We start from the raw sequence: 11,761 nt of genomic DNA, 5'->3' as shown, positions 1-11,761 counted from the left end.
GCATACGATATCACCTTAGAAACAAGCGTATATATTGACGAAAAGGCTCAAGCGAAAGGACTAGGCACAATCCTATATGCCGAACTGATCAACAAAGCCAGAGAAATAAACATTCATTCTTTGATAGGAGTTATTTCTCTACCCAACCCTATTAGTCAGAAACTCCATGAGAAGTTCAATTTCGAATTAGTCGGTAATTTTAAAGAATCGGGATTGAAATTCAATAAACTGATTGATGTTGAGTTTTGGCAACTGATTTTATAAAACTGCTATTTCATATTTTTCAACAAGTTATTTAATACACTTTCGGATACCTTGAAGGCTGTTCCATGTCGTGTTCCTTTCGGGAAAGTAACCAAGTCTGAAACATCTTCCCACGTTTTACCATCTTTAGAACGTACTGCTCCATATTTTCCCTCACGGTATTTATCGAAGTAAACATAGATATATTCACCTACTTGCAAGGGAGCAGGTCCTTCTACCCAACTACTCGTAATAGGAGCGGATACTTCTGCCGGAAAATTATTTATATCCTTTGATACAGTTACTCTTATATTCTTTTCGAGAGGTGTTTTGTTTTCATTTTTCACAAAGAGGAAATACTCTTTTCCTTTCTTTAAGATAGCGCCATCAATCACACTAAAATTGGGATTAAAGAAAAGCTTAGTTTCCGAAAACGTCTCGAAATCGGGTGTTGTTACATAATACTGCCGATGATCTAAACCATCTTCCGAGGGTCCGACCTCACTGAAACGACCATCAATAGTAGATGCCCAGAATATATAATACAGTTTACTAGCTTCATCATAAAACAGCTCCGGAGCCCAAGAGTTTCTAACAGTCGGTTCGTGAGTCATTACAGGAATTGCCTTTTGCTCCGACCAAGTAATCAAGTCTTTGGACGAGGCATATCCTATAATATCATCGTGCCAGCCCGTAGTCCAAACCATGTGAAAAGTTTTATCGGGAGCTTGTACAATACTAGGGTCACGCATCAATTTATCTTTACCCACAACAGGCAACAAATAGCTCTTGCCTTCATTGAGAGGAGTCCATGATAAGCCATCGTAGCTATAAGCCAAATGCAAACCCGTTTCAGACTTACCCGTAAAGTAAGAAAACAGATAAACATCTTTTGCTGTACTGCTTATGGTGCTTGTAATCAGCAACACAACCAATATAAAAACAATAAAAGGAATATTTTTTCTTTTCATTTCTGTATAAGTAAAAGAATATATTTAATAATACACTTTATATCTATGGTAGACCCTGAATGTATTACTTACCAAAGCAATAAAAAGGTCTGACACCTTAAAACTCTGTAATTTCGCTCAATTCAACTTTAAAGCCCTCTACGTTGTGTAAAACATAAGGTTCTACCCCTTTAGCTACTTTGGCACGATAATTTATCAAGCGAATATTTTCAGCATCTTTTATCCATAATGACGGGCGATAATCTTCTTTCATAAAACCAACCTGCACATTATTTAATTCGATATTTTTAGCATGGCGAATAAAGAATCCCGAAGCTGGAATCGTTCCGAACATCCAAGGTTCAGGATACAGAGCCTCATTTTCGGGAGGCAGTAATTGTGCATCTTCTTTAGTTCCTCCACCTTTATACAATATTCTAATATTGCTCAACAGAACATCATTAATCTGATGATCGGGCACTCCGCTTATTATGCTTGCATAACGAGAATCGGCATTATAAACATTTACGTTACTGATAATCACACGCGATATATTTCCGACAGGTGTACCCTTCGGACTTCTTAAACGAGAACCTAAACGCAGAAAGAAAGGCGTATTCACTATATCACGCATAGTAATATTGGTGATCGTGATATCTTCTAGACTTCCACCGTCTACCGATTCGAGAGCCAAGCCTCTGCATCTCTCAAATATACAGTTAGAGATGGTAATTTTTTTAAAGCCCCCACTCGACTCTGTTCCAAATTTTATTCGTCCCGTCACATATCCTTGGTCAGGGGCTTGCGGTTCGTCCCGCTGAAAAGAGGCATCCAGCATCGAACCTTTATCGAATCCACTAACAAAGCAATTGGTTATAGTTACGTTCTCGGTATCCCGAAAAAAGCCTAATGCATAGCTACTCTTTAGAACGATAGCGTCGTCCCAAGGCGAATTTACCGAACAGTCTGATATACGTACATTACGGCAACAGTCAATATCAAAACCATCGCGATTTGTATCTACTTTTACATTACTTATCGTGAGGTTATCAACACCCGTAGCAAGCAATGCAAAGTGTCCGCAATTCAACATCGAAACGTCTTTAATAGTTACATTCTTACATAATTTCAGGCTTACGGCTTTATTTCCGACTCCCGAAAGACGACTTTCTTCACGTGTCAAACCTTGTCCGTTTATTAAACCTTGTCCACTAATAGATATGTTTTCGAGACCTATTCCCCATATCAAACTATTCGTCCAATGACTATGCCCGAAATCCTGAAATTTATTATGCTCATTCCCCTCTGCCAAATCATAACCACTGTCTTTTTTAGGATAAGCAGCCAATATGACCGCACCCGCATCTAAATACAAATGAATATTACTTTGCAAACGGATTGAATAACTGGCGTAAGTTCCCGCAGGCAAGAACACCATTCCGCCTCCATTGGCTACAGCTGCGTCAATAGCCTTATTTATAGCAGGAGAATCTATTTGTTTTCCATCCCCTTTTGCACCATAATCGTGTACATTATATGTTAACGCAAACAAATTGCCAACAAAATAAAAAAGGATAGTAAAAATGAATATGTTTTTTTTCATATAAATGAGTAATAACAAGTGGTTAATACAACATCGCATTTTTAGGGGCAGACTTATATATCTGTCCTTTGAGAATGCACATAAAAACAGGTCTAAGACATTAACCATCTTAAGATTAGCTTATTTCGAATATATTTTAGGATACACTTGTGCTGCAAGAATCAAATGTCCTAAGTCATTAGGATGCAGCATATCATCCGCGGGATAGCAATCTATTCTTCCGATCAATGGTGTATAGAAATCAATAATTTCATATCCAAACTCTTGTGCTACTTTTCTGATTTTAGGTAATATTTCGTCCGATAATACCTTGGGCTGATGCTGCCACTTCTCACTCGGAATGATAGGCATAGGCAGGCAAAGATATATTTTGGGTTTAGATTCGAGATTAGCAAACTCCTTACACAAATAAGTCAGATCCTTTTCAAAATTCTCGGCAAAAGCCTCACTGTTCCATACTCTTGGTTGCGAATCGTTTGTACCCAAAGCAATAGTCACAATATTGGGTTGAAATTTCTTTGCTTCCAAAAACAGCTCACATTGGTCATATGGTTTATAGGTGTTACGGCAAGCAGTGGCTCCACTTACTCCAAAATTACGCACGTCGTATTTATCACCCAACATCTGTCTCAACAAACCCACATAACCTTTATTCAATCGGTCGCTGGCTGCTGCCCCTTCGGTAATGCTATTACCGATACAAGCTACACGAATCCGACCATCTTGGGCAATTGTTACAGACAGTATAAAAAAGAAAGCTAAAAAGATACAAACCAGTTTTTTCATAATAATCAATTCTTATTGGTTTCTAAAGGCATTAACCTGAAAGTTCTCAGTTCATCAGCATTTCCGTACATAGTATGATGGCGTGACAGATTCCAAAATCCATCTTTGGCTTTACCTTCGCTATTATCATAATCGATTACCGCCCAACAAAGACCTATCAATTTATCTTCATACAAGTCCGATTCTACCGAAAACTTGCTTCCCTTTGGCGAAGCATAGTCGAATGGCGTTATATAAAATTCGAGGGTCAGCTTTCCGCTTTCACCCTCTTTAAAATCATATTTGTATGCATAATTGGAGTATGGTTTTTCTTTCAACCATTGTTGCGGTCCCCAATACATACACCAATCGTCGTTCTTTGGAGGTGTATAAATATGATAATTCTGAGCGTGTCTTCCATGAAATAAATCCCATGCCTCTTCTTTTGTAATATCTTTGAAGGGATAGAATTTATCAATAAAAGGACCTCCCGAACGATCTCCATCTACCACTACCTCAAAGATATCAACATTTATATCATCTCTGGTAAACGACCAATAGTTATCGTATACTTCATACAAAAAATATAATCGATTCTGTCCTGCCGACCAGCCTATTTTTACCTGAATGTCTAATGTAGATTTATCAGATTCTGAATATTTACCTTCGTCTTCTGTCATCTGGTCGATTCCTATCGAATAATCAAGTGGAACTATATCCCAATCGTGAGTATCTCCATCCATTATCGGAACTTTATCGGAAGGGAAACAGAATACCTTAAATACCATCGGCTCTGTTTGCCCTTGAACCCGACAAAACATGAAAACAAGTGCATATCCTAAAAGTAACCATTTCATAAATAGTTATTTTTCTTGAAATTCGTCTTTAAATAAATCCGGCAGCATAAAATGATTATAATCTGCTTTTTCGTTTTGTTTATAAATGCAGAAATATTCTTTCTGATTACTGATCAAAGGCAAAGAGGCTGCCAAAGCGGGCGAATCGGTTTTCTTTCCCGACTCGAAAAAGGCTTGTGGCGAGTTTTGCACATGGGCATCCGACAAACGTATTTCGGATGTTACAGGCATCACTGCATTCACAGTTTTCAACCTCATACTTTCACCATAATATAGGGTAAAAGCTGTTCGCTCGACACTGAAAACATTGTTTCGGCAATAAATCGGTTTTAACCGACCGTGCTCGTTTTCGGGCAATATTTTACCATAAGCACCTCCATAAGACCAAAACAGATTTAAGTTTTGAGGAATATCCAGCGGATTTACTTCTATTATTACACCGTCTGATCGAGAGAGCGAGACAACTGTTATTACCAATTTCCCATTTCCTATTAACGGGTCGGACAGGGTATAAATCCATGACCTTTTATCGGGCTGTTGTACTTTTATTTCGTTAAAATCGCTCAGCCATTTATCGGTTTGTGCACCTATAATCCCAAATTTCAGATTACCTCCCATTTCGGGAAAATAGAAAGCTGATTCGGGATGTTTATCCAATAGTATTTTAACATTATCGCTTTTTCCATTCAGTTGGTATGGAAAAGGATTATTGCCTATTGCATCTTTCGGATAATTAAGATTGTTGCTGTTAGTTATAGATACAGGCTTATCATCAGAAGTTCTGACGTTAATATTTTTCAATCCGATATTTTTCGCAAAAGAGATATTACCTAATGTTTCTACGTCTCCCTGCAAATTATCGAAATAAAAGTCCTGCATATAGGCTTCTTTACTTCCTGAGACTTCCAATAATTTTCGAGAGTCCTTTATTTTAATATCAGAAACATACACATCTCTAAATGAGGGAATACCTTTCTTTGCATCTACCTTTTCCAACATCTTCACCCAATGAGCGGGCAATGTTTTATTATCGTACTCCTTAGGCAATGTCGAATAACTGTAAGCGGGATTCCAATTTACATTGGCTTCGAAAACCACATTTACATCTTCCAATTCTACATCTCTAATATAAATATACTCGGTAGTCCCGCCTCTATTCATTGCCGATTTCAGACGGATAGCTACATTTGTACCTTTCGCTTTTAACCCCTCAGCCAGAATATAGCGGATACCTCCCGATGTTTCACTGCCACAGGTAAGTAACCCTCCTCCTGAGCGAGACAGGCAATTGCGAATCACTACATATTCAGTCGGACGGTTTACCCGCAAACCATCGGCATCTCTACCCGATTTGAGGCAAAAATTGTCATCATTGCAATCTATGTCACAATTTTCGATCAGTATATAAGACGAGGAATCTACATCTACGCCATCCGTGCTGGGTCCATGCCCTCCTATATTGTTTTGAACCACTACTCCATCGACAGTACAATAGGAAGAATAAAGCAATTGAATAGTCCAGAATCCTGCTTGCTGAAAGGTAAGGTCTCGAACTGTCACATCTTCCGAATTGGAAATCAACAAAGTACGGGGACGTTTACAATCATAGTCAACAATCCAACGCAACCCTTTGACTTCATATTCTTTACGCATTTTCCAATACGCATCCCAAAACACTTTACCTTGTGCATGTATGATGCCCGAACCGCTTAGCATTACATTTTTCTGATTCAGTACATTTATCAGAGCCGAAGGCCAACGCATCTCTATACCTGCCACACGGGTATCTATTTCGGGGTAATCTTCTATATCGGTACTTCCTAAAAGTATGGTTTCCTTTGGTATTTCAAAATTCACCCCCTCTTTCAGATACAAAGAACCTGACAGGTATTTACCTTTTTCGAAGGTAACAATTCCACCTCCTGATGAAGCACACACATCTATCGCTTTCTGAATGGCTTTTGTATTTAAAGTCGTACCATCTGCTTTTGCTCCATAATCCGACACTTTGAAAACCTTCGTATTTTTGAGGTACTGTCTGGCTCCTACTTTTTTTGTCCACAACATATCAGGCTCTACAGTAAATGCCCCTACGGTAGGTATCATCAGATAAGCAATAAACAGAAGACTGATAATTTTCTTCATATCTATTATTTCTTGTTTCTCTTATTCAGCTTCAGTATTTCAACTCCTGCATCAATAATCAAACCTAAACCGTGCTTCTCGTTTTCGCCTACGGGACGGGTATAATAGAAGGGCAGATCATCGGTAATACCTGTACCCACACACACATTTTTGAATTGTCCGTTTTCGGTTATCTGGTCTTTTTTCAGTGCATTCCAACCCAATTGAGCTATTCTGAGGTACGTATCATCCAACCAGCCTTCGTTGATCGCTTTGGCAATTCCATATACATACATGGCTGTAACCGAAGACTCGTCATACGATTCGGGTTTATCCAATAACTGATTCCACATTCCGTTTTCGTTCTGATAACGGGATGCTCCTACGATTTGCTTTTCGAGTAAATCGATTAACTGTTTTCTGACTTTGTAATTTTTGGGTAACACATCCAATAAGCGAACCAATGAAACGGTAATCCAACCATTGGCACGTCCCCAAAATGCAACTCCGTTACGATTGAGATCGGTATAATAACAATGATAGAACAGTTGTTTTTCGGGACTCCACAAATAACCCGAAATATTCAGAATCTGACGGGTTGCCTCATCAAAATATTTCGTATCGCCTGTTTGCTTTCCCATTTGAGCCAGAAAAGAAACGCTCATATAAACATCGTCAGCCCAAACCGTCATCTCACGGGGAAAGGTGCGACACAATGTGCCATCATCTAAACGGGTCTGACCTTGCATGATATGCTTTGCTGCTGCTTCGAAATATTCTTTGTACTGCTTTTTAGAATCGTAGTTATATACTTCGATAACGGCAGCTCCCATTGCTCCGCAATCGTCCAGTTCTTTCATATTCCAGAGCTGACCGAAAGGCCAGTGCCAATGCTTGCGATCGTTACGAAAGGTATTCTTAAAATATTCATAATTAGCGAATCCGAATACGACATGATTTTTTGCATAGTTGATATACTTGGGGTCATTGAGATACTCGCCCAGATTTATCATACTCATATCCAGCACTCCATTGGAATAATGCCACTCGGAAAGCGGACTTTTAAACTTCACATCTTCGCCTTTAGGTATGTCTTTGGTGCTGTTATATGTTTTGCCTGTTTTCGCCCCGACAAACTGAGTTACAGGTTCTTTTAATATATTATCGGCTACCGCCCTTATGCATTCTTCATCGGTACGTTGTTGAGAAAATACCGTTACAAACGTTAACGAAAGAATCCCACATACAGTTAATAGTCGTCTTTTCATATAGATATTATAAATTTAAGGTCACAGACCTGTTTATTAAATTCAATAAAGGATTATAGTCGCATTTTTGATGAAACACAAAGCCGATATGATTTTGTTTGTAATCTTCGAACCGAAAAAACCTTTGCGACTTTGCGTTTAAAATTCTGTAACCTTAATTTCCATCGGGTTTAACTGTCGAATAAAAAGGTGTCAATGGAATATGAAATGTCTCGAAAACATCAGGATAAGCCGGATCATAATCCCGATATTCCTTTTTAATATATTTCTCAATGAGCAGATTCGATTCAATTATACCCTTGATTATGCAACGTGCAATCTCGTACCCTCCATAGGGATTGAAGTGTGTATTGTCTTCCAAAGCTTTTTCCTGATCGGGAAATGTTCCGGCTGCATAATGTACAAATGCTTTCTTAGAGCCTTCTACTCCCCATGCTTCATAAAGCGTTTTGCTCATATTATTGAGATCGATCAGAGGAACATTTTCTTCTTTTGCCAATAGGCGCACAGCATTGGGATATTCGCCATGTGTATTGATTACTTTTCCGTTTTCGTCGAAACTACGGCGGTGCATGGATGTTACCAATACAGGAATTGCTCCTTTTGCACGAGCCTCATCGACCAGATATTTCAAGTCACTCGTGTAGCTCGTATAAGGACCTTTACCCTCTCCTTTTTGTTTTTGATCGTTATGCCCAAACTCGATAAAGAGATAGTCTCCTTTTTTGATCTTGGTCAGCAGTTTTTCAAAACGTTTAGACGAAACAAATGTATTTGCCGCCTCACCCGATTCGGCATAATTAGCAATAGCCACCTTCGAACTGAAGAAAAGCGGAAAAGCTTGTCCCCATCCGCACCAGGGCTCGTTGGCTTCGTCAACAACGGTTGAGTTTCCTGCCAAAAACAGTGTTACCAGATTATCAGCCGATTTAATTTCGATACTTTGTACTGATGGATTGTCGCCATTAAATTCGAGTGTCAGTTTATTATCCCAAATAAGTTTCCCTATTTCACGGGGTTTTATTTTGACTGATTCGTTTTCTGAAATCTTAGTATTACGGATGTTTACAACAAATTCATGTGTTACAAATTCACCTTTTTCGGTTGGGATATTTTTAAGCATTAATCGGCGAGACTCAGCTTTTACGGTTGTATTACCGGGTGAATCTTTACTCCCCAATACGACTTTTACCAAATAGTTGCCTTCGGGAACATCTACAGAAAAGAAGAACGGTTTTCCATCTTTAGGGAGTGTACCTAAATCGTAGCCATAACTGCCTTCGATATATATTTTATGAGGAGCAACGGAAGTAAAACCTTTCGTTTTTTTCCCTTCTGCCAAATAAAATTTGTAATCTATTGCCATAGCAGGGCTTAAGAGTCCAAATACTCCCAGAAATATTATAAGTACTGATTTCATTCTTCCTCATTTTAAATAAAAGACCTCTTTCAATGATTTCGATACAGGCGAATTATCGGGATTGGTTTCCATTATATCAGCCATATATGCCCACCATTTACGAACAACCGGATTCTCTCCCAACGATTGGGAAGAGCCTGCCTCCACTTTTTGAGAGGCATACAGAACATTGGTTTCTTCATCCCAATAAATACTATAATCGCTGATACCTGCTTCTTTCAGAAGAGATTTCAATTCATCCCATATTTCGTTGTGACGTTTTTCGTATTCAGCCTCTTTTCCGGGCTTTAAGTACATTATAAATCCTTCTCTTTTCATAGCCACTGTTTTATAAGATTGTTATTTTCTAATAATATATTTTTGCAGTCCGAAATCGGGTAAAGCCACCAGTCCTTCAATTACAGATTGCCCGTTCATCAAAGCACCATCCCGAGTAGTGTGTACATTATCTTTATAAAGTTCCTTTACTTTTGCCTGACCTAAGGCTTCACATTTTTGTGCTGTAAGATTATTCAAATCAATAAAAGGAACATTTTCTTGTGCTGCAACCTCCTTTGCCCATTTAATGTATGTATCGGTCATACGATTCATTTTACCATCTGTCCAAAAATTTGCAGGCGTGGGCGATAGCACCACAGGATAAGCTCCTTTGGCTTTTGCCTGACGAATATAAATACGCAGGTAATGACCGAATGTATAGACGGTTTCGGGTCCTCCGTTACGTTCCATTATTACGGTTTCCGATTCATTGCCAATACCTTTGAGTGATGCTCTGGCACGACCTGTATTTAACGAACCTCCATCGTTATGCCCGAATTGTATAAACAGATAATCTCCTGCCTGAATTCCGGGCAATACTTTATCCCATAAGTTTTCGGTGAAAAACGTACGGCTGCTTCTGCCTCCCAATGCGTGATTTTCGACAGACACTCGTGTGCTATCAAAAAACTGTTCGAAAAAGCTACCCCACCCCCATTGATCGTTATCGCCGTTTCCTTTTCCATTCTTAACCGTAGAATCTCCAATCAAGAACAGAACCGGGGCTATCGTATTTTTACGTGAACTTCCCGAGACTATTTCCTGAGGACGGGATGGATCACTTACACCGAAAATAGGAGCAGTGGTATTTTGGTTTTGTGAGTAATATTGGACTGCACTGTCATTCATCTTCGGATAGAAATTATTCAGCAGGTTTATAATTTCAGCACCTGCCAATAATACAGGTCCGTAACCATGTGCAGCATATACATTTACAGGACGATGGTAGTAAAACGCAGGATCGAAAGCCATACCCGTACCTACACATGTACCTTCGACCTGACCATCTTTATTTATTTGAGTAGATACGGCATGCCAAGCCAGATGAGCTACAGGGGCATAAGCGATGGCATCAACCCAGCCCTTATTTACGGCTCTGGCAATGCAATACGCATAAATAGCTGTTGCCGAGGTTTCGAGGTACGAGTCGTTTTTATCTAACAGTTGATGCCAGAAACCGTCTCCAGATTGATAGGATGCCAAACCTTTTATATGCTCTTTCAGTTGAGCCAATACTTTCGATCGCTCGGGGTGATTAGCGGGCAAAACATCCAATACTTCAACCATCGTGAGTAGTACCCATCCGTTTGCCCTTCCCCAATAGAAGGCAGGGTGCTCTTCGGACGATTCTACCCAACCGTGCATATACAGACCTTTTTCTTTGACAAACATCCGTTTCGAAAATTGAAGTATCTGCCTTACCGCTTCATTATAATACTTGCTTTCGCCCGTCAGCTTTCCCATTTGAGCAAGAGCCGGAACACTCATATACAAATCGTCGAGCCAAAGAGTATTCATTTGAGGACGCTTGCGGGCAAATGTGCCATCATAAAGACGATATTCGTTATACATTATATAGTTGATATAATTGTCGATAAGCGAGCGAAGCTCGTATGGAGGTTCGGTTTGCTGTAACTTTATCATAGATGCACACATGGCTCCCGCATCGTCTAGGGCATGGGGGGTAAGCATTTGTTTCATCTGTGGATCAATCACGCCATAGTCATCCATCAGCTTTTTGAAATGGGGTGCAACGTCCGATAAAAATTTAAAACGATCGTTCACGTAATCAAAATAACGCTTATCACCCGTAGCTTTTGCGACATCTAACATGCCCGAATAAGTTACTCCCCACTCGTAACTTGCCAAACGAAAAGCTCCTTTTTCTAATTCGGAATTGCTATCCATCTGACTGTAATCGGTAATTACCTTTTTTGTTTTCTTATCGATCACATTGGTCGGAGTCGATTGCTCTAAATAATACAAAACCTTGTCTAATGATTTTTTCACTTCTTCTTTCGAAATCATCCCGTAAGGCGTTTTATAATCGGGAGCCAAAAGATGCAGAGGTGTAGTAGAATCGTTTATTTTGTCCTCCTTTTTTTGAGCTGAAAGAATTTCGCAAAAAAAAAGAAAAATCAAAATTGAGAATATCTTCAATGTGTATTTCATCGTCTTATTATTTTTAGGTAGCAGACCTGTTTATTGCTCCG

9 protein-coding genes and 2 pseudogenes are annotated in these 11,761 nt (G+C 39.3%); 1 reads left to right on the top strand and 10 read right to left on the bottom strand.

Features of this window, described 5'->3' with window-relative positions; genetic code table 11:
* On the top strand, nt 1-264 hold a 264-nt coding region (locus IR022_RS19905; protein WP_242052987.1), incomplete at its 5' end, for a GNAT family N-acetyltransferase.
* A gap of 17 nt (nt 265-281) precedes the next feature.
* On the opposite strand, the pseudogene IR022_RS00245 reads toward IR022_RS19905, so the two are convergent.
* The 10 genes and pseudogenes from IR022_RS00245 to IR022_RS19895 form a co-directional block, all read right to left on the bottom strand.
* A pseudogene (locus IR022_RS00245) lies at nt 282-1,214 on the bottom strand (glycoside hydrolase family 43 protein); the annotation flags it as partial.
* Nucleotides 1,215-1,311: 97 nt separating this feature from the next.
* Nucleotides 1,312-2,796 carry a glycoside hydrolase family 28 protein gene (locus IR022_RS00240; RefSeq protein WP_194202175.1) on the bottom strand — a complete coding sequence of 495 codons (1,485 nt, stop codon included), beginning with the start codon at nt 2,794-2,796 and terminating at the stop codon, nt 1,312-1,314.
* A gap of 120 nt (nt 2,797-2,916) precedes the next feature.
* Nucleotides 2,917-3,582 carry a GDSL-type esterase/lipase family protein gene (locus tag IR022_RS00235; RefSeq protein ID WP_194202174.1) on the bottom strand — a complete coding sequence of 222 codons (666 nt, stop codon included), beginning with the start codon at nt 3,580-3,582 and terminating at the stop codon, nt 2,917-2,919.
* A gap of 5 nt (nt 3,583-3,587) precedes the next feature.
* Nucleotides 3,588-4,418, bottom strand: coding sequence for a hypothetical protein (locus IR022_RS00230; RefSeq protein ID WP_194202173.1), 831 nt, complete (start codon nt 4,416-4,418; stop codon nt 3,588-3,590).
* 6 nt (nt 4,419-4,424) lie between these two features.
* Entirely contained in the window at nt 4,425-6,563 is a 2,139-nt protein-coding gene (locus IR022_RS00225; protein ID WP_194202172.1) for a DUF4450 domain-containing protein, read from the bottom strand.
* Nucleotides 6,564-6,568: 5 nt separating this feature from the next.
* On the bottom strand, nt 6,569-7,810 hold the full coding sequence (locus IR022_RS00220) for a glycoside hydrolase family 105 protein (RefSeq protein WP_194202171.1): 1,242 nt from the start codon (nt 7,808-7,810) through the stop codon (nt 6,569-6,571).
* A gap of 154 nt (nt 7,811-7,964) precedes the next feature.
* Complete coding sequence (locus IR022_RS00215) at nt 7,965-9,230, bottom strand: rhamnogalacturonan acetylesterase (RefSeq protein WP_194202170.1); 1,266 nt, start codon at nt 9,228-9,230, stop codon at nt 7,965-7,967.
* A 6-nt stretch (nt 9,231-9,236) separates the two neighbouring features.
* Nucleotides 9,237-9,548 (bottom strand): L-rhamnose mutarotase, encoded by a 312-nt coding sequence (gene rhaM, locus IR022_RS00210; RefSeq protein ID WP_194202169.1) that lies wholly within the window; start codon nt 9,546-9,548, stop codon nt 9,237-9,239.
* A 21-nt stretch (nt 9,549-9,569) separates the two neighbouring features.
* The gene (locus IR022_RS19900) at nt 9,570-10,259 is read right to left on the bottom strand and encodes a rhamnogalacturonan acetylesterase (RefSeq protein WP_373419315.1); all 690 of its coding nucleotides are present in this window, start codon (nt 10,257-10,259) and stop codon (nt 9,570-9,572) included.
* 66 nt (nt 10,260-10,325) lie between these two features.
* Nucleotides 10,326-11,720 (bottom strand): annotated as a pseudogene (locus IR022_RS19895) (glycoside hydrolase family 105 protein); the annotation flags it as partial.
* Nucleotides 11,721-11,761 lie beyond the last annotated feature (41 nt).

The organism is Dysgonomonas sp. GY617 (assembly GCF_015233815.1).
Lineage (GTDB): Bacteria > Bacteroidota > Bacteroidia > Bacteroidales > Dysgonomonadaceae > Dysgonomonas_A.
The sequence above is the reverse complement of the archived record's forward strand: the minus strand, read 5'-3'. Positions and strand labels throughout refer to the sequence as shown.

Excerpts from the sequence above, each read along its gene's own strand:
- IR022_RS00240 (WP_194202175.1), bottom strand. The coding sequence starts at position 2,796 with ATGAAAAAAAACATATTCATTTTTACTATCCTTTTTTATTTTGTTGGC.
- IR022_RS00235 (WP_194202174.1), bottom strand. The coding sequence starts at position 3,582 with ATGAAAAAACTGGTTTGTATCTTTTTAGCTTTCTTTTTTATACTGTCT.
- IR022_RS00230 (WP_194202173.1), bottom strand. The coding sequence starts at position 4,418 with ATGAAATGGTTACTTTTAGGATATGCACTTGTTTTCATGTTTTGTCGG.
- IR022_RS00225 (WP_194202172.1), bottom strand. The coding sequence starts at position 6,563 with ATGAAGAAAATTATCAGTCTTCTGTTTATTGCTTATCTGATGATACCT.
- IR022_RS00220 (WP_194202171.1), bottom strand. The coding sequence starts at position 7,810 with ATGAAAAGACGACTATTAACTGTATGTGGGATTCTTTCGTTAACGTTT.
- IR022_RS00215 (WP_194202170.1), bottom strand. The coding sequence starts at position 9,230 with ATGAAATCAGTACTTATAATATTTCTGGGAGTATTTGGACTCTTAAGC.
- rhaM (WP_194202169.1), bottom strand. The coding sequence starts at position 9,548 with ATGAAAAGAGAAGGATTTATAATGTACTTAAAGCCCGGAAAAGAGGCT.